The organism is Acetobacter syzygii (assembly GCF_000964225.1).
GTDB lineage: Bacteria > Pseudomonadota > Alphaproteobacteria > Acetobacterales > Acetobacteraceae > Acetobacter > Acetobacter syzygii.
Genome location: NZ_BAMZ01000029.1, coordinates 1 through 18,612 on the forward strand (window position 1 = coordinate 1; position 18,612 = coordinate 18,612).

Here is an 18,612-nt window from a genome sequence, read left to right on the forward strand (position 1 = left end):
TAGTTCAGATAAAAACGTCTCCACAAAACCCGGGGCAATTCATAACAATGATCTGGGTCATGCCTTCATCATCAAGCGTGCGCATGACGTTCAGCACTTCCTCGGCCACAATGGGGTCAAGGGCGGAGGTTGGCTCGTCGTACAGCATGATCTCGGGGCGCATGGCCAATGCGCGGGCAATAGCCGCACGCTGCTGCTGCCCACCAGAGAGAGACACCGGGTAACGCTGGGCCACCTTGGCCAGCCCGACCTTTTCCAGCAGGGCCATGGCCTCTTCCCTGTTGGCCTCGGCGTTGCCGCCTTTGACCACACGGGGGGCCAGCATCACGTTATCCAGCACACTCAGGTGCGGAAACAGATTAAAACTCTGGAACACCATACCCACATGGGTCCGCAGCCGATGAGCCAGATGCTCGTCCGCCCGACGCCACGGACCACCATTGCGTTCAATGGTGACCCCCATGGCCGTAACGGTGCCACGATCGGGAATTTCCAGAAAATTGAGACACCGCAGAAAGGTGGATTTACCGCAGCCAGAAGGACCGATGATGGACACCAGCTCCCCCTTGCGGACCTGCATGGACACACCACACAGAATATCCCCCTCGCCAAAGTCCTTGTGCAGATGTTCCGCACTCAGAACAACGGGGTCATTCATAGAAAAAACCGACCCGGTCTGCACCGGGTCGGCAATAAGACGTTCACCTTGAACGGAAGGGTTCTCAGGCAGCTTTCGTCATCCCTCGCAAGACGTACTGAAGGATGCCACCATGCCTGTAATACTCTACCTCGTCCAGAGTATCGACCCGGCAAAGCAGCGGTACTTCCTGCTTGGAACCGTCATTTCTTGTAATTGTCATAATCACGTCCATACGGGGCGTGAGTTTGTCAATTCCGGAAAGGCTGATCACCTCATCCCCCTTCAGACCGAGGGTCTGGCGGGTGGTGCCTTCCTTGAACAGCAGCGGCAGAACGCCCATGCCTACAAGGTTGGAACGGTGGATACGCTCAAAGCTTTCCGCAATAACAGCCTTGACGCCCAGCAGCAGGGTGCCCTTGGCAGCCCAGTCGCGCGAGGAGCCCATGCCGTATTCCTTGCCACCGAATACAACCAGAGGCACGCCCTCTTTCTTGTATTCCATGGCCACGTCATAAATCGCGCCTTCCTTGCCATCGGGGTAATGCTTGGAATAGCCACCTTCCGTACCCGGCACCATTTCGTTCTTGATGCGGATGTTGGCAAACGTGCCACGTACCATGACCCGGTCATTCCCACGCCGCGAACCATAGGAGTTGAAGTCCTTGGGTTCCACGCCATGGTCCATCAGGTACCGGCCAGCAGGGCTGTCCTTTTTGATCGAACCGGCAGGGGAGATGTGGTCGGTGGTGATGTTATCCCCCAGCAGGGCCAGAATACGCGCACCGCTGATGTTGCCCGGAGCCGTGGGTTCAACCGCCATGTCCTTGAAGTAAGGCGGATCCTGCACGTAGGTGGACTTGGGGTCCCACTTGTAGGTTTCAGACCCGGTGGCAACCTTGAGGCCCTGCCATTCCTTGGTGCCTTTGCCCACATTGCTGTAGCGCTTGATAAACTCTTCCCGCGTGATGGAAGAAGCGATCAGGTCGGCAATTTCCTTGTTGGTGGGCCAGATGTCCTTCAGGTACACTGGCTTGCCATCCTTGGAGGTGCCCAGCTGTGCGGTTGTAATATCCTTGCGCATGGTGCCCAGCAGCGAGTAGGCGACCACCAGCGGCGGGCTGGCAAGGTAGTTGGCCCGCACGTTGGGGGAAATACGACCCTCAAAGTTACGGTTGCCAGACAGGACGGAAACAGCAACCAGGTTGTTGTTTTCAATCGCGTCCACAATGTTGCCCGGCAGTGGGCCAGAGTTACCAATGCAGGTTGTGCAGCCGTAACCAACCGTATTGAAGCCCATGGCGTCCAGGTCTTCGGTCAGGTTGGAGCGATTGAGGTAGTCGGTCACAACCTGCGAACCCGGTGCGAGCGAGGTCTTGACCCACGGCTTGGGGGTCAGGCCCAGAGCGCGCGCCTTGCGGGCCACCAGACCAGCCGCAATAAGCACGGCAGGGTTGGAGGTGTTGGTGCACGAGGTAATGGCCGCAATGACCACATCGCCACTGCCCAGCTCGTAATTGGTGCCAGCGACCGGAACTTTTTTATCAGCTTCGGCAGCGGGAACGCCAAGGGAGGAGGTCAGTTCTTTTTCAAACGCCGTGGTGGCATTCTTCAGTTCCACGCGGTCCTGCGGGCGCTTGGGGCCAGCAAGGGATGGCACAACCGTGCTCAGGTCCAGTTCCAGCACGTCGGTAAAGACGGGTTCTGGCGTTTTTTCGGTGCGGAACATGTCCTGCGCCTGCAGGTATTCCTTAACCAGTTTAATGCGGTGTTCGTCGCGGCCGGTCTGGCGCAGGAAGTCCAGCGTCAGCTCATCAACGGGGAAGAAGCCGCATGTTGCACCGTATTCGGGGGCCATGTTGGCAATGGTTGCACGGTCGGCAACGGGCAGGTGGTCAAGGGCTGGGCCAAAGAATTCCACAAACTTGCCAACCACACCCTTTTTACGGAGCATCTGGGTTACGGTTAGCACCAGATCGGTAGCGGTCGCCCCTTCTGGCAGCTTGCCAACCAGCTTGAAACCGATCACGTCGGGAATAAGCATGGCAATGGGCTGGCCCAGCATGGCGGCTTCGGCCTCGATCCCGCCAACACCCCAGCCCAGAACGCCCAGACCGTTGATCATGGTCGTGTGGCTGTCCGTGCCGTAGAGCGAATCGGGGTAAACGTAATCCTTGCCACCCACGTTGGCGGTCCATGCCACCTGCGCAATGTATTCCAGATTCACCTGATGGCAGATACCCGTATCGGGCGGCACCACGGAGAAGTTCTCAAACGCTTCCTGGCCCCAGCGCAGGAAGGCATAGCGTTCCGCGTTGCGCTCGAACTCAAGGGTAATGTTTTCCTGCAGGGCTTCATCGGTCCCGGCAAAATCCACCATCACGGAATGGTCAATCACAAGGTTGACCGGCACCAGCGGGTTAACCTTCTGCGGGTCACCCTTGAGGTTCACAATACCGTCGCGCATGGCCGCAAGGTCCACAACGCCGGGAACGCCGGTAAAATCCTGCATAAGAATGCGTGAGGGCTTGAAGGGCACTTCCTTTGTGCTGCTGCCCTTGGGCAGCCAGCCAGCAATGGCCTTGGCGTCATCCACACTGTAGGAGCGCGCATCTTCAAACCGAAGGATGTTCTCCAGCAGAACCTTGAGCGAAACCGGCAGGCGGCTTACGTCGCCAATGGTTTTTGCCGCTTCGGGAATGGAAAAATAGTGGTAGGTCTTGCCGTCAACCTCAAGGGTGCGGCCTGTTTTGAGTGAGTCGTGGCCAACCGATTTCATCGTCGCTTTCTCCCCGATCACAGCCGATGGCTGGTGATGCGTTCAGGACACCGTTGTGTTCCGTATTGTTCCGCACGGCGCTGCGTGCGTGTCCGCTCTTCGGACAACCGGCTTGATATCCCGTTGGGGCTAGAACATACCGGCACAGATAAAAGGCACAAGCGGGGGAGTGACCACGACCGCGCGAGCAATCCCGCTTTTTGTGTGATTACGGTAACAAAAAGGAGAAGTCCCATCTCCGTGAGCCAGCCCTACAGCAGTGCCGCCCCCTCTTCCGGCCCTGCTTTAACCGCCGCTTCCTTGCTGGAGGCCAATGACCTATGCGTTTTCCGCGGGGACCGTCTGGTCCTGGATGGTGTGAGCCTGCGGCTGAACGCGGGGGATGCCATGCTGCTGACCGGCCCCAATGGTGCAGGCAAATCCACCCTGCTGCGTGTGCTGGCCGGGCTGCGCAAGCCGGATTCGGGGGCGCTGGCATGGCAGGGACAGTCGATTTTTGATGACCGCGCCGCCCATGCAGAGCGCGTAGCCTACATTGGGCACCAGGATGCCCTTAAACCCGGCCTGACCGTAACCGAGAACCTGCACCTGTTTGCCCGCCCCGGAGCCAGCATGGCCGAAGCGCTGGAGGCCATGGACCTGCTGCCTCTGGCCGACCTGCCCGCCCGCCTGCTGTCCGCCGGGCAAAAGCGGCGCACGGCTCTGGCCCGCGTGCTGCTGGCCCAAGCGCCCCTGTGGTTGCTGGATGAGCCGAGTCTGGGGCTGGATTCGGCGGCCATCACCCTGCTGGGCAACGCCATGGCGGCACACCGCGCCCGTGGTGGTGTGCTCATTGCCACCACCCATGTGCCGCTCCCGCTGGATAATAGCTGCGCACTGGACCTGCCCGGCGCAACAGACCCACGGTCTTTTGCCGCCTATGAAGGAGACGAGGCATGAACCGGCTGTTCTGGGGCATTGTCATGCGGGACCTGCGGCTGGCACTGCGCCACGGGGCAGACACGCTGGGAGCGGTGCTGTTTTTTGTTGTTACCGCAACACTGTTCCCGCTGGCACTTGGGCCTTCACCCGAGCTTTTGCGCCATATGGCTCCGGGCATTATCTGGGTTTGCGCGCTGCTGGCAGCACTGCTGCCACTGGACCGGCTGTTTGGCGCGGAGCTGGAGGATGGATCGCTCGACCAGCTGCTCCTGCTGGGCCTGCCCCCAGCCCTTGTTGCCCTTGCCAAAATTACCGCCCACTGGCTGACCACCGGCGTACCGCTGCTGCTGGCTGCCGTGCCACTGGCCGTTATGCTGGGCCTGCCCTCTTCCGCCCTGCCAGTTTTGCTGGGAGGGTTGTTTTTGGGCTCTGTTGTGCTCTCGCTCATCGGGGGCATGGGCGCATCCATTGTGCTGGGCGCACGGCGTGGTGGTGTGCTGCTGCCCCTGCTGACCCTGCCGCTGGCAACCCCTGCACTTATTTTTGGTGCCGCTGCCATTGATGCGGCCTCCAACGGGCTACCATGGCAGCCCGACCTTGAACTGCTTGGCGCTTTTGTGGCTGGCACCCTGCCCCTGTGCCCGCTGGCCGCAGGTGCGGGGTTGCGGGCTGCCGCAGAATAGACCGCCACAACGCAAAAAAGGGATGGAGCCAGACCATGGCCACCATCCCCTTACGCAAAACGGGTCCGGCATCATGCGCCGGACCGGCCCTGTACGCCGTTATTTGGCGGGTGCTGCTGCCGCAGGCGCCTTGGCGCTGGCACCAGAAGCACTGTTGGATACAGCCTGAATATCCACCGAGGCATAACGCACGGCTTCCTGCGCGTCGCGCAGGGCTTCGCTGGCCTTGTAGGGGTCTTTGCCAATCTGTTTGGCGGCGCGGGCAACATCCTGCGTCACCTGTTCCAGCGGCACAGCGGCAATAACGTAATCCGCATCCACACTGGTCACACGCAGCACTTCCGCCGCACGGGCCGGATTGCCGGACTTAAGGTGCCGGTTGGCTGCGGCCACTACGGCAGTTTTTTCTGGTGTTTCTTCCGCATTGGCGTTCAGCACCAGTTCCCCATCGATGGGCAACCATGCAACCTGCTGCGTAGCCGGAGCAGTCGGCCGGGGGCGGGTCTGGCCGGTTTTGCTCGGCATCAGTTCCGCTGCGGCCTTCTGGAAGGCGGTATTATCCGAGCGCGCCGTAGCCAACGCCTGCTGGGCGCTGGCAATAAGCGCCTTGGCGCCAGCCAGATCGCCATCATAAATGGCGTTACGAGCGAGGGACAGATATTCGAACGCCATGCTGCCATCGTCGGAAAGGCGGCTGAAATCCTGCGTTGCAGCAGACTGTGCAACCGCGTTGGACGTGGCTGCACCCGTTGGTGCCTGCTGTGCAAAGGCAGGTGTTACAGCAGCCATTGCCACCAGAGCCGTACCCAGCAGCATACCCATTCGTGTCATGATAACTCCCTTTACCCAAGCCCCGATCATGGGGCCTGTGTCTGCGCTGATTGTTAAGCGCATCGGGCGTGCTGCAAAGGGCTGCGCGCACAATACAGGGCTGCCTTTACAACAAGGGCGGCGCACATAAAAAAAACCCTCCCTGCACCAGACCGGAACAGCCGGGGGCAGGGAGGGCAAAAAATTGTGCCGTAAGGCCTATGGGAACCCACAGACCCTACGGGTCAGATGTAATGTTCGCTCAATGGGGCAAACCCATTAAAGCGGGTTGAGCAGTAGGTGGATACATAGGCCCCCGTGCCCAACAGATCGATCTGCTCGCCAGAGCACAGGTCAAGCGGCAGGTCGTAATGGCTTTTTTCGTACAGAATGTCCGCCCCATCGCAGGTTGGACCTGCCAGAGCTACTGGCCCCGTAGGCGCACCATCCCGCGCGGTGCGAATAGCGTAGCGGATGGATTCGCCTTCCGTTTCCGCCAGACCACCAAACCGCCCGATGTCCAGATACACCCAGCGCGGCCCATCCTGCCGACCGCGAGCACTCACCAGCACGACCTCGGTCCGCACAACGCCAGCCTCACCCACAATAAAGCGGCCCGGCTCCACCAGCATTTCCGGCAGGGCATTGCCAAAATGCTCGGTCATGGCGCGGCAGATGGCTCCGGCAAAATGGTCGATCTCTGGCACATCCTCGCGGTAACGAATGGGGAATCCGCCACCCAGATTGATCATGCGCAGGTCCAGACCAGCAGCGCTCAGGTCCGTAAACAGGCTGGCAACACGGGCAATCGCGGCCTCGTATGCTTCTGCCGAAAGCTGCTGGCTCCCCACATGGAAAGACAGACCATACGGGTCCAGCCCCAGCGTGCGGGCCTGCAACATAAGGTCGCGCGCAGCTTCCACCGTGGTGCCGAACTTGCGTGAGAGCGGCCATTCCGCATCGTAATTATCCACCAGCAGGCGGCAATATACGCGGCTCCCCGGCGCGTGCTGGGCAATTTTTTCCAGCTCTTCGCGGCAGTCGAACACAAACATGCGTACGCCAGCCTTGTAGGCAGCCTGTATGGCCGACACTTTTTTGACCGTGTTGCCAAAAGAGATGGAATCCGGGTCTGCTCCGGCTTCCAGGCAAAGGGAGACCTCTTCCCACGATGCCGCATCAAAGCAGGAGCCAAGCCCCACAAGACGGGTCAGGATTGGCATGGCCGGATTGGCCTTGACCGCATAATAAATGCGCGCCAGCGGCAGGGCCTTGCCCAGTGCACGGTAGCGGGCTTCCACCTGATCGACATCGACGACAAGGCAGGGCGTTGCCGGTTTTTGCTCGGCAAGAAAACGGGTGATTTTGGGATTCATATCCCCACTCCCCCAGTTCAGGCTTCCCCACCTATCAAGAGCAGAGAAGGACGTTGCGAAACGGTCTAACGGACCAGCGAAAGGCAGACCCACAAAGGAGTCCCGATTAGCCAGAACGCTTGACGTCGTTGCGTAACCTCAGAGGGCCAGTGGCACGTGCGTTGCTGCGTAGGGGCGTGGATATGAGGCCAAACCAACACAAGCGCAAGTAAAAAATCCCGATAAAACAAAAAAACTTGGCATGTGCCCCCAACCCCCGATAAGACTGGGCCAGTTACGGTTACTTCACGCTTTCCTGCTGCTTCTCCACGAAAGACTTTGTGCGCCCCATTGTGAAGTAAACCCCACCAGACTCCACCCGGCCACAGACCTGTGGCCGACCATGGTGCGCACGTGGACCGCCCGGTTTGACCGGGCAAAACCACAGATCAAGGATCTTTCTGAATTCATGCAGGCTCTCTGGCAGTCAGACCGCTCTTCCCTTGCGCCCCATACGGGGGAGACCGCTCCCACACACCCAGCCAGGCTCCGCTTTGCAAGCCCGTGGGCCATGAGCCGCAAGGACTGGCAGACCATTACGTCCAACACGGCCAAAAACCTTGTTTTTGGCCCCACCACACTGGTAGCGGCCGGGTGTGCATTCTATACCACCCTCTCGCTCTTCCCGGCCATCAGCGCCCTGATTTCCATTTACGGGCTGGCGTTTGATGTACAGACCGTGGCCCCGCAGATGGATATTCTGCGCAACCTGCTGCCCCCCAGCGCCTTCAACCTGCTATATGACCGGGTGCAAACACTGGTCGCGGAGCCCCCATCCTCCCTGACCATGAACCTGATCATCTCGCTGACCGTGGCGTTATGGTCGGCCTCCGCGGCTACGCGCTCCATTCTGTCTGCTCTGAATATTGCCTACAACACGCGGGAAAACCGGAATTTTCTGGTCTTTCAGGCCACGGCCTTTGCCATGACCCTGTCTGGCATTCTGGGGGCGGTGCTTACACTCGCACTTTTGGTGGCCATGCCGCTGCTTTTGGCGCTTCCCGCCATCCTGCACATTCCCACCCCACCCGGCTCCATTGAATTTCTGGCACGCTGGAGTGGGCCTGTGGTCATGTTTACCTTTGAAACACTGGCCCTATCCGCCCTGTACCGCTTTGGGCCGGACCGCAAACGGCACACACAATGGCGCTGGGTGCTGCCCGGTGCCCTGGCATCCACCATTACGTGGATTATGGCCTCGCTCGGTTTTTCCTATTACGTGGCGCATCTGGCCAGCTACAATGCCACTTATGGGCCGCTTGGCGCTTTTATTGCGATTATGATGTGGTTTTTTGTGACCGCATGGGTCGTGCTGATGGGCGCGGAACTCAATGCCCAGATGGAGGGCTATGCCCTTGGGCTTATTCAACCGCCCGAAACCGACGCCATGCTGGCCAGCAAACCAGCCACCCCCAAGGACTGCATACAGGCCCCTCATACAGACCTGTAAGCAGCGGCCCTGTTATCCCCCGTTACGGGTGGCCAAAACGCTTGCGCTGAAGGTGCAGGGGCCGCCCACGCTTGCCTGCGGTGGCTTTGGCAGGGGCCGCCAGAGCTGGGCTGGCCGCATCTTCCGGTGCGGCGGCAACTTCCTCTGGCGTGGCGGTCTGCACACTCACATGCGCCACACCGGAATTGAGCATCCCAAGTTTGGCCGCCGCAGCCTGCGAAAGGTCAATAATCCGCCCCCGGCTATATGGCCCACGGTCATTGACCGTAACCACAACGGAGCGCCCGGTTTCTTCCGATGTTACAAGCAGCTTGCTGCCAAGGGGGGCTGTGGGGTGGGCTGCGGTCAGGCGGTTTTTATCAAACCGCGAGCCGGAGGATGTACGGCGCAGGTGGTGGCGTCCACCATACCAGCTTGCCATCCCTTTTTGAGAAACATCGCGGCCAGAAACAGAACCCGTGCCAGCGTCTGCCACATCCTGCATTCCGTTAGCCGCCAGTGCTTTATGCACGGATTCGGCCCAGGCAGTACCACCCTGAGCATCAACCGCAGCCGCATGGGCCGCAGGATGCGCGAACAGTGAGGTTGTAACAAACACACTTCCAAGAAGTGCCCGGCGCAGGGCTGACATCCGCCTGTTTACTCCGTTTCTGTGATAGACCCGACCTTAATGGGCGCTTTAGCCCCCCAAAGGCAACCTTTTTTGGCGGGCACATGGGGTAGCCCACCCCATATTGCCCACTGGCGTGGCAAAAATATGACGGGCACCCGCCAAGCCCATACAGCCCCTTCCGCCCCCCTCCACAGGCTAAAAAGCGCGATTGGAGGAGGTGAACCCACTTTTCGCACCGCTTTCTCTTGGATACGCGGGCGCATCGTGCTACGGCCCCGTTTGTCATGGAAAGACCTCTCATTGCTGTCCTGAACGGCCCCAACCTGAACATGCTTGGCCAGCGCCAACCCGAAGTATACGGGCGGGCAACGCTGGACGACGTGGAACAGCTGTGCCTGCAGACCGCCGAAAAACTTGGACTGGCCATAGATTTCCGCCAGACCAATATTGAAGGCGAGCTGATCTCCTGGGTGCAGGAGTGCCGCAAACGGGCCAAAGGCATTATTATCAATCCCGCAGGGTATACCCATACTTCCATCGCCCTGCTGGATGCACTGCTGGCTACGGACCTGCCGGTAATCGAGGTCCATATCTCCAACATTCACCGCCGCGAGCCATTCCGCCATCACTCCTACGTTTCGCGCGCCGCTACCGGCGTTATCTGCGGGCTGGGAGTTGGGGGGTATTCTCTGGCCTTGCAGGCAATGACTGATCTTATTCTGGATGAGGATGACCAATGAGCGGACTGCTCGTGGACGCGGATGCCATTCGGGCTCTGGCTGATATTCTGACTGAAACCGGACTGACCGAAATTGAGGTGTCTGAAAATGACCGCCGCATTCGTGTTGCCCGTGCTCCCGCAACCGTGCAGGCTTCGGCCCCCGCACCGGTGGCAGCCGTAGCCCCGGTTGCAGCAGCCCCTGCACCGGCAGCCAGCGCGGCTCCGGCCGACCTCTCCCGCCATCCGGGTGCGGTGCCCAGCCCCATGGTTGGCGTGGCTTACCTGACCCCCGACCCGTCCTCCCCGCCGTTTGCCAGCGAAGGACAGATCGTGACTGCAGGCCAGACCCTGATGCTGATTGAAGCGATGAAAACCTTCAACCAGATCAAAGCGCCCAAGGGTGGCACGCTCAAGGCCATTCTGGTTGCCTCGGGCGACCCGGTCGAATTTGGTCAGCCGCTTGCCATCATCGAGTAATGTTCTCCAAAATCCTTATCGCCAACCGTGGCGAGATCGCCCTGCGTATCCTGCGCGCCTGCCGGGAACTCGGGATCAAAACCGTGGCGGTTCATTCCACCGCTGATGCCGATGCCATGCATGTGCGTCTGGCGGATGAGGCCGTGTGCATTGGCCCGGCCTCCTCGCGCGATTCGTACCTGAATGTGGCGGCCATTCTGTCTGCCGCGACCATAACCGGGGCGGAAGCCATCCACCCCGGATACGGGTTCCTTTCCGAAAACGCGGATTTTGCCGAAACGGTGGAAGCCCACGGTCTGGTCTTTATTGGTCCAACGGCGGAACACATCCGCATGATGGGCGATAAGATTACCGCCAAAACCACCATGCTTGCCCTGGGTGTGCCACTGGTCCCCGGCTCGGATGGGGAACTGGCCAATCTGGAAGAAGCCCATGAGGTCGCCAGCCGTGTTGGCTACCCCGTGCTGATCAAGGCCGCTGCTGGTGGCGGCGGGCGCGGCATGAAAGTGGCCCACTCCGCCGAAGAACTGTCCGACGCATGGAGCATGGCCCGTACCGAAGCCCGCGCGGCTTTTGGCAACGATGCGGTGTACATGGAAAAATACATGGACCGCCCGCGCCATATCGAACTCCAGATTCTGGGCGATAACTACGGCAACGTGGTGCATTTTGGCGAACGGGACTGTTCGCTCCAGCGCCGCCACCAGAAAGTGCTGGAAGAGGCAGGCTCGCCCGCCATTTCCGCCGAACAGCGCGACAGCATTGGCCGCACGGCCACCGAGGCGCTGGCGCGCATGGGCTACCGTAATGCGGGCACGCTAGAGTTCCTGTACCAGGATGGGCAGTTCTGCTTTATTGAAATGAACACCCGCCTACAGGTTGAACACCCCATTACAGAAATGGTGTGCGATGTGGATCTGGTCCGCGAGCAGATCCGTCTGGCAGCAGGCGAAAAGCTTGGCTACACGCAGGAGGATGTATCCTTCTCCGGCCATGCCATTGAATGCCGCATTAATGCCGAAGACCCGACCACCTTTGCCCCCTGCCCCGGCACGGTGGCAGTGTACCACCCGCCGGGTGGGCTGGGTGTGCGGGTGGATAGCGCGCTTTACACCGGCTACCGCGTTCCCCCTTACTACGACAGCATGATCGCCAAGCTGATCGTCCATGCCCCCACCCGTGCACAGGCGATTGCGCGTATGCAGCGGGCACTGGACGAGTTTGTTGTGGAAGGGATTAAAACCGTTATTCCACTCCACCGCGCCATTCTGGAAGACCCGGGTTTTCAGAGCGGGGATTACACCATCCACTGGCTGGAACAGTTTATGGCGCGTGCGCAGTAAACCGTACACCAACCAGAACAGCCCATACAAAAAGGCCGGTCCAGCAGATGGACCGGCCTTTTTTATGCCCCCTCAGGCTTGGCAGCCCACGGGGCGTTGGAGCTTTTTTGCCGTTCAGGCAGCACTGCCCACCGGTGTTGTCGGCTGGGCCGGACCATCTTCCTCCACGTCGGTATATTGGGGGATGGCGTAGTTATTTTCGGCTTTGGGAACAAATTCCCCATCGCGCAGAGCCATTTCAATATCTTCCAGCGTGGCCCCGCTTGTTTCTGGCACACAGAAGTAAACAAAAATGACCGATGCCAGATTAACCCCGGCATAAATCCACATTGTGCCACCAAGGGAGACAAGCTGCACCAGCGAGAGCGCCGTAGCCGTAACCAGCAGATCCGCCCCCCACAGGACTGCGGCATGGAGGCTGGTCGCCACCGCGCGCATGGGCAAGGGAAAAAGCTCCGCACCCAGCAACCAGCCCACAACCTGAATACCGCCAGAGTTGAACACCATGAACAGCAGCAGGAACACAACGATCATCCAGCTCCCCATGCTTCCCTTGTCCGGGTGGAGGGCAAACACAATGCCAAGCCCAAGCAGGCTGAGCACGGAACCCGGCCCCATGATCAGCACAAGACGGCGGCGACCGATACGGTCCACAAACAGGCAGCCCAGCAGGGTCATAATCAGGTAAACCATGGCCACGCCAAGGCTGGTCAGCAGAGCTGATGAGCTATTAAACCCGGCATCCGACAGGAAGGTAGGGGTATAGTAAATCATCATCTCCAGACCACCGGCCTGCGTAAAGAACGCAATACCCAGTGCGGCGACCAGTGCCGGGCGAACCCACGGAAGCTTGAGACCTTTCCAGCCCCGTTCATCCTCATCCATACCCAGAACGTTTTTGCGGATTTCCGTAATCTCACGCTGGATAACCTTGCGGGATGTGCGCACACGCCCAAGCTGTTTGACAGCGGAGACCATGCCCTCGTTCTCTGCCACCCAGCGGGGGCTTTTGGGCAGGAAGAACATGCTCACAAACACCACCGCCGCAGGAATGGCGGCAATGGCGATCATGGGCCGCCACCCCCACGCATCGCGCATGGTAAAGCCCACAAGGTTGGCCAGAAAAATGCCAACACCAATGGCAACGTTGAACAGGGTGACCAGATTACCGCGCTTGGCAGCAGGAGCCAGTTCCGAAATATAGGTCGGCACCACCTGTGTGGACCCACCGACCGCAAAGCCCAGAAACACACGGTCGATCACCAGCATGGTCACGCTGGAAGCGTAAGAGCAGGCAACCGCCCCCAGCACAAAAACAGCCGTAACCAGCATGACCGAAATGCGCCGGCCATACCGTTCGGAAAACCACGAAACACCAATGGCCCCCACCACAGCCCCGACCAGAATGGCCGATGTGACCATTTCTTCCTGCACGGAGGTTAAATGGAAGTCCTTGGTAATAAGGAGAAGTGCGCCAGAAATAATTCCCGTGTCGTATCCGTAAAGACCGCCGCATATGGCAGACACAAACGCCGCTATCCATAAAACGTAGTGAGCACGTGGAGATATTTCCAGATTTTTTACCGCATCAAGCGTTTTATTTCTTTCTGTCTGCATGACACAATCATGACATAGTCGAAAAAACTTGCATATCTTACTATTTATTATTTATTATAATAAATGGGATCCTGCGTGCCATCGCATGACCTGCTGGTCAAAGCCACGCCCTGACAAGGCGGAATCCTGCCCGGTCCCCCTTCCTCCTACCCTGCTTCCGCCCCCGGTATGTGGTCACATATTGGTGTAAATGCTTGACACAGGCACACCTCTGGCTATCTGCTTGCACATAACCAAGGGGGGTTCCGGATAAGGAACTGAGAGGCCACTTTACGCTTTCTGCACCAGAAGGCTCCGTGGCGACCCTGCCGCCAGCAACATACGGTTCTGGCGGGGAACCTGATCCGGCTCATACCGGCGGAGGGACTGGTGCCTGTAAGGAACAGACGCCCTGCCTGACTGGCATGGTGTTGCCAGCAATGGCTGTCTCCTACTCCGGGCCTGTCCTCCTCGCGCCTGAGGAGACTTTGCAATGTCTGCCACCACCACAACAGCACCACCCACACAGGGCGGCAACCCCAAGCCCGCCAACACGGCAGCCCCCGCACCGGGGCAGGTCACCACGGGGCCAATCCGTGGCTCCCGCAAGGTCTATTCCAGCCCCGAAGGGCATCCGGACATCCGCGTGCCGTTCCGCGAGATCGCACTGGACCCATCTGCCAACGAACCACCCGTGCGCGTGTACGATACATCCGGCCCCTACACGGACCAGAATGCGCAGATCGATGTCCGCACCGGCCTGCCCAAGCTGCGCAGCGCATGGCTGGCCAAGCGTGCCCTGACCGCCACGACCCCCCGCTCCATCCGCCCCGAAGATAATGGTGGGGCCGAGGGCAGCTATCTGGTCCAGCCCTGCCCTGCGCCGCATACGGTGCTTAAAGGGGTCGAGGGTAAACCTGTTACGCAGTACGAGTTCGCCAGGGCCGGGATCATTACCGAAGAAATGATCTATGTGGCCCACCGCGAAAATCTGGGCCGCCAGAAAGCGCTGGATGACGCCGCGGCACAACTGAAGGACGGCAACTCCTTTAACGCCGCCCTGCCCGAATTTGTGACCCCAGAATTTGTGCGCGAGGAAATTGCCCGTGGCCGCGCCATTATTCCGGCCAACATTAACCACCCCGAGCTTGAACCTGTGGTGATCGGCCGGAATTTTCTGGTCAAGGTCAACGCCAACATTGGCAACTCGGCCATTACATCCTCCGCAGCAGACGAGGTGGAAAAGCTGGTCTGGTCCATTCGCTGGGGTGCAGATACGGTCATGGACCTGTCCACCGGCCGGAACATCCACAACATTCGCGACTGGATTTTGCGCAACGCCCCAACCCCCATTGGCACAGTGCCGCTTTATCAGGCGCTGGAAAAAGTAGGCGGGGATGTTAGCAAACTGAACTGGGAAGTGTTCCGCGATACGCTGATTGAACAAGCCGAACAGGGCGTGGACTACTTTACCATCCATGCCGGTGTGCGCCTGCAGCACGTACCGCTGACTGCCAACCGCGTAACGGGCATTGTCTCCCGCGGGGGGTCAATCATGGCAAGCTGGTGCCTGAACGGCCACCGCGAGAGCTTTCTGTACGAACATTTTGAAGATATCTGCGATATCATGCGTGCGTATGACGTATCCTTCTCACTTGGAGATGGCCTGCGTCCGGGCAGCATTGCCGATGCCAATGATGCCGCCCAGTTTGCCGAGCTGGAAACGCTGGGCGAACTGACCAAAATTGCCTGGGCCAAAGGCTGCCAGGTCATGATCGAAGGGCCGGGCCATGTGCCCATGCACAAGATCAAGGAGAATATGGACAAGCAGCTCCGTGAATGTGATGAGGCCCCGTTCTATACGCTTGGTCCGTTAACGACCGACATTGCTCCGGGCTATGACCATATTACGTCGGCCATTGGTGCAGCCATGATCGGCTGGTTTGGCACCTCCATGCTCTGCTACGTAACCCCCAAGGAACACCTTGGCCTGCCAGACCGCAACGATGTTAAAACCGGCGTGATCACCTACCGCATTGCCGCCCATGCCGCCGATCTGGCCAAAGGCCACCCCGGTGCCAAACTGCGCGATGATGCCCTGAGCCGTGCGCGCTTCTCCTTCCGGTGGGAGGATCAGTTCAACCTCTCGCTCGACCCGGATACGGCCTGCGCTTACCATGACGAGACCATGCCGCGGGATGCACACAAAACGGCGCACTTCTGCTCCATGTGTGGTCCAAAGTTCTGCTCCATGCGGATCAGTCAGGATCTGAAGGAAGATGCCGCTCGCCTTGCAGGCATTGAGCAGAAGAACGAGGAGTTCCGTCAGGCCGGTGGCAAGGTGTATGTTGCCGCCGAATAAAGGCTTTTAAGGTATAACTCCCTGAATATTTATAAATATGGAGAATAGATCGTTCTATTCTCCATATTTTTTGACCATCCGTTAAAAATAATGCCGCAAAAAGACCTTGGGCACGCCTTCGGTATTGAGGCACGAAAACACGATAACCGCCACCCACACCATACAGGCGGAAAAGCAAAAGACCTTGCACCACAAGGAAACTTTATCGTCCCGCCCCTTCATTATCGGCCAGTACAATGCTTTGTGGCCATACCATTCCAGCACACCGGACAAGACCAGAGCCAGCAACTTGGGCGTAATATAAGCCCGCGCGCCAATATGAACCGGGTCGTAAAAGAAAAGGGCGAAACCCGTGATCATGGCTATGCCATAGCTGATATGCAAAGGACGCAGCATAAAGCGGGAAAGTTGAACCAGAGCCCCCCTTTCCATCTGCTGTACAACCGCCAGCGCAAACAGCATTTCCAAGCCAAAAAACCCAGCCATACTCAGGATATGGAGCGTTCTGACCAGATAGTGCACCGGCTGGAACCAGAAGTGGAACGTCCGGCTATCGAGCGCCATAAGCAGTTCTGTTGGCAGGCGCATAAAAGCCAGAGGATGGTTGGACATGAGTTTACAATTCACCGATCGGTATAAACATTGACTTTAATAATGATTCTCACTAACCCAAACAGTCAAGACAAGCGGAGAACCACACAATGAAACGGCTTTTTGCAGCCCTTCCCCTTTTAGCCGGGATATATGTTTTTCCTCCCGTCCAGGCTCAGGCGCAAACCGTTTTCCACCTTACACTCAAAGATCATCATTTTGAACCTGATCATCTGAGCGTGCCTGCCGGTGAGCGGTTTATGATTGAACTGGAAAATCAGGACAGCACAACAGACGAGCTGGAAAGCTACGACATGAAATTTGAAAAAATTATCGTGTCCGGCTCAAAAATTCGTGTTCATGCTGGCCCGCTACACCCCGGACAATATACTTTTTTTGATGACTACCACCCCGATCAGGCCAAGGGAACAGTCACCGCAGAAGCAAAGCCCTGAACCATGCTTGGCAGTCTGATTATTGTTTTTCGTGAAGTTATGGAAGCGGGCCTTGTTATTGGCATTGTGCTCGCGGCAACACGCGGCATTGCCGGGCGTGGCTGGTGGGTGGCTGGCGGCATTGCCGCTGGTGTGACCGGCGCCGCCATTGCCGCAGCCTTTGCTGGTGCGCTCTCCACCGCGTTTTCTGGCAATGGGCAGGATATTTTTTCTGCTGCAATCCTGTGCGTGGCAGTTCTCATGCTCTCATGGCACGTCATCTGGATGGCACGGCACGGGCGTGAACTGGCGCAGGAAATGAAACAGATGGGCGCTGCGGTCTCCGCTGGCAGTCGCTCACTTGGAGCCATGGCAACCGTGGTGGCCGTAGCCGTTCTGCGCGAAGGCATGGAAGTGGTGCTGTTCCTTTACGGTATTGCCGTATCTGCCCATGTTGGTGCGTTTTCTCTGCTCAGTGGTGGCCTGCTGGGCGTGCTCGGTGGCGCTGCCCTGTCTTACGCGCTGTATCGTGGGTTGATTATTATTCCCCTGCGGCATCTGTTTGCCGTGACCAATATTCTTGTTTCCATTCTGGCGGCAGGCATGGCCTCTCAGGCGGCGGCCCTGCTTGCATCCGATGACCTGATTCCGGCACTGGGATACGACATCTGGGATACATCCTGGCTGTTGTCCGATGGCAGCCTTGCTGGCCGCACCGCCAAAGCCCTTGCCGGTTACACCGACAGGCCAACAGGTATTCAGATTTTAGTCTGGGCCCTGACTCTTGCGTGCCTGTTGGTAACGGAACGCTATGTGCGCACCCGCCCACACCCCTCCTCACCATAAAACCCCACTTTTTCAACCCTGTGCCTGCTGGCACCTTTGATCGTAGAGACCTGAAATGAAGCGTTGCCTCAAAGTCTTTTCCGTTCTGACCGCCCTTTCCGCTGCTTATGCTGCTCCGGCCATGGCGCGTGAATACCCCGTTGGTGGCCCCGTGCAGGCCCATGATATGGAAATTGCCGCCAACTACCTGATCGGTGTGGAAATGGCCCCCATGCCCAAAGACATGGCAATGGGCAAGGACACCATCCACCTTGAAACCGATGTTCATGCAACTGCTGATAACCCCTGGGGTTTTCCCGATGGTGCATGGATTCCCTACATTGGCGTGGACTACACCCTGACCAAAAAGGACTCCAACTGGAAAAATGAAGGCGTTCTCCATGCCATGACTGCAAAAGATGGCGCACACTACGCCAACAATGTAAAAATGGATGGTCCGGGCACCTACACCGTTGTGTTCCGCTACAGCTCGCCAGAAACCAATGGCTTCCTGCACCACACGGATAAAGAAACCGGCACCCCGGGCTTTTGGGCACCGTTCACAGAAACCTTTACATTTAATTACCCCCAGAAATAATTTTTTCTGAAATTTGCATAAAAGGGCAGGGATATTGCCATATCCCTGCCCTTTTGTATGGATTGCTGGGTTGCAATTAAAACATGTTTATCTTACCCCCCATTCCCATATTAGTGTTTTTGATAATTATTCTCATATAGGTTTCATCCCATGCAAAATCCCTGCCGGGCCTCGCTTTGCGCGCCGTCCAGACGCACGAAAAAAAACAGATCCTTTTCAAAAACCATTTTTGTATCTCTTGCTTTATCCCTCCTTTCAGGCACATCGGCATTTGCACAGAATGCGGAGACGCAGCTGGAGCAGGACCGCCGTCGTCTGGGCAATTCCGGCCCACTGGTCTCCGAGGTGGACCCGGCC

At 58.3% G+C, this 18,612-nt stretch carries 17 protein-coding genes and 1 pseudogene; 11 read left to right on the forward strand and 7 right to left on the reverse strand.

The annotated features are described in order from the left end of the window. Positions 1-4 precede the first annotated feature (4 nt). On the reverse strand, positions 5-658 hold the full coding sequence (locus tag Absy_RS10745) for an amino acid ABC transporter ATP-binding protein (RefSeq protein WP_245614821.1): 654 nt from the start codon (positions 656-658) through the stop codon (positions 5-7). A gap of 64 nt (positions 659-722) precedes the next feature. Continuing rightward, positions 723-3,416, reverse strand: a complete 2,694-nt coding sequence (gene acnA, locus Absy_RS10750; protein WP_048854763.1) for an aconitate hydratase AcnA — start codon at positions 3,414-3,416, stop codon at positions 723-725. Positions 3,417-3,656: 240 nt separating this feature from the next. Here acnA and ccmA point away from each other — a divergent pair, with 240 nt between their 5' ends. Together ccmA and ccmB are read left to right on the forward strand one after the other, a co-directional pair. Next, entirely contained in the window at positions 3,657-4,355 is a 699-nt protein-coding gene (ccmA, locus tag Absy_RS10755; protein WP_245614822.1) for a heme ABC exporter ATP-binding protein CcmA, read from the forward strand. Further along, complete coding sequence (ccmB, locus tag Absy_RS10760) at positions 4,352-5,020, forward strand: heme exporter protein CcmB (protein ID WP_048854764.1); 669 nt, start codon at positions 4,352-4,354, stop codon at positions 5,018-5,020. The genes ccmA and ccmB overlap by 4 nt, the downstream gene beginning before the upstream one ends. 99 nt (positions 5,021-5,119) lie before the next feature. Here ccmB and Absy_RS10765 read toward each other — a convergent pair whose 3' ends face one another. Next, entirely contained in the window at positions 5,120-5,851 is a 732-nt protein-coding gene (locus Absy_RS10765; RefSeq protein WP_245614823.1) for a YfdX family protein, read from the reverse strand. A gap of 224 nt (positions 5,852-6,075) precedes the next feature. Then, positions 6,076-7,206, reverse strand: a complete 1,131-nt coding sequence (locus Absy_RS10770) for a type III PLP-dependent enzyme (RefSeq protein ID WP_048854766.1) — start codon at positions 7,204-7,206, stop codon at positions 6,076-6,078. 382 nt (positions 7,207-7,588) lie between these two features. Here Absy_RS10770 and Absy_RS10775 point away from each other — a divergent pair, with 382 nt between their 5' ends. Further along, a complete protein-coding gene (locus Absy_RS10775; protein ID WP_371263701.1) occupies positions 7,589-8,695 on the forward strand; it encodes a YihY/virulence factor BrkB family protein in 1,107 nt (368 codons plus the stop codon). Positions 8,696-8,717: 22 nt separating this feature from the next. On the opposite strand, the gene Absy_RS10780 is transcribed toward Absy_RS10775, so the two are convergent. Beyond that, positions 8,718-9,326, reverse strand: coding sequence for a septal ring lytic transglycosylase RlpA family protein (locus tag Absy_RS10780; RefSeq protein ID WP_052945756.1), 609 nt, complete (start codon positions 9,324-9,326; stop codon positions 8,718-8,720). 266 nt (positions 9,327-9,592) lie between these two features. Here Absy_RS10780 and aroQ point away from each other — a divergent pair, with 266 nt between their 5' ends. From aroQ to accC, 3 genes are read left to right on the forward strand one after another with little or no spacing between them, the layout of a single operon-like run. After that, positions 9,593-10,048, forward strand: coding sequence for a type II 3-dehydroquinate dehydratase (gene aroQ / locus Absy_RS10785; RefSeq protein WP_048854779.1), 456 nt, complete (start codon positions 9,593-9,595; stop codon positions 10,046-10,048). Beyond that, complete coding sequence (locus Absy_RS10790; protein ID WP_048854767.1) at positions 10,045-10,506, forward strand: acetyl-CoA carboxylase biotin carboxyl carrier protein; 462 nt, start codon at positions 10,045-10,047, stop codon at positions 10,504-10,506. The genes aroQ and Absy_RS10790 overlap by 4 nt, the downstream gene beginning before the upstream one ends. Then, the gene (accC, locus tag Absy_RS10795; RefSeq protein WP_048854768.1) at positions 10,506-11,849 is read left to right on the forward strand and encodes an acetyl-CoA carboxylase biotin carboxylase subunit; all 1,344 of its coding nucleotides are present in this window, start codon (positions 10,506-10,508) and stop codon (positions 11,847-11,849) included. The genes Absy_RS10790 and accC overlap by 1 nt, the downstream gene beginning before the upstream one ends. A gap of 114 nt (positions 11,850-11,963) precedes the next feature. Here accC and Absy_RS10800 read toward each other — a convergent pair whose 3' ends face one another. Beyond that, complete coding sequence (locus tag Absy_RS10800) at positions 11,964-13,466, reverse strand: sugar porter family MFS transporter (protein WP_048854769.1); 1,503 nt, start codon at positions 13,464-13,466, stop codon at positions 11,964-11,966. A 472-nt stretch (positions 13,467-13,938) separates the two neighbouring features. Between Absy_RS10800 and thiC the strand changes: the two genes are divergently transcribed. Next, the gene (thiC, locus tag Absy_RS10805; RefSeq protein ID WP_048854770.1) at positions 13,939-15,807 is read left to right on the forward strand and encodes a phosphomethylpyrimidine synthase ThiC; all 1,869 of its coding nucleotides are present in this window, start codon (positions 13,939-13,941) and stop codon (positions 15,805-15,807) included. Positions 15,808-15,888: 81 nt separating this feature from the next. Here thiC and Absy_RS10810 read toward each other — a convergent pair whose 3' ends face one another. After that, positions 15,889-16,419, reverse strand: a complete 531-nt coding sequence (locus Absy_RS10810) for a hypothetical protein (RefSeq protein ID WP_048854771.1) — start codon at positions 16,417-16,419, stop codon at positions 15,889-15,891. Positions 16,420-16,508: 89 nt separating this feature from the next. On the opposite strand from Absy_RS10810, the gene Absy_RS10815 reads away from it, so the two are divergent. From Absy_RS10815 to Absy_RS12635, 4 genes and pseudogenes are all read left to right on the forward strand, one after another. Next, complete coding sequence (locus tag Absy_RS10815; RefSeq protein WP_048854772.1) at positions 16,509-16,853, forward strand: cupredoxin domain-containing protein; 345 nt, start codon at positions 16,509-16,511, stop codon at positions 16,851-16,853. Positions 16,854-16,856: 3 nt separating this feature from the next. Then, on the forward strand, positions 16,857-17,678 hold the full coding sequence (locus Absy_RS10820) for an FTR1 family iron permease (protein WP_048854773.1): 822 nt from the start codon (positions 16,857-16,859) through the stop codon (positions 17,676-17,678). A 55-nt stretch (positions 17,679-17,733) separates the two neighbouring features. Further along, positions 17,734-18,255 carry an iron transporter gene (locus Absy_RS10825; RefSeq protein ID WP_048854774.1) on the forward strand — a complete coding sequence of 174 codons (522 nt, stop codon included), beginning with the start codon at positions 17,734-17,736 and terminating at the stop codon, positions 18,253-18,255. A 150-nt stretch (positions 18,256-18,405) separates the two neighbouring features. Next, positions 18,406-18,612: pseudogene (locus tag Absy_RS12635) on the forward strand (hypothetical protein); the annotation flags it as partial.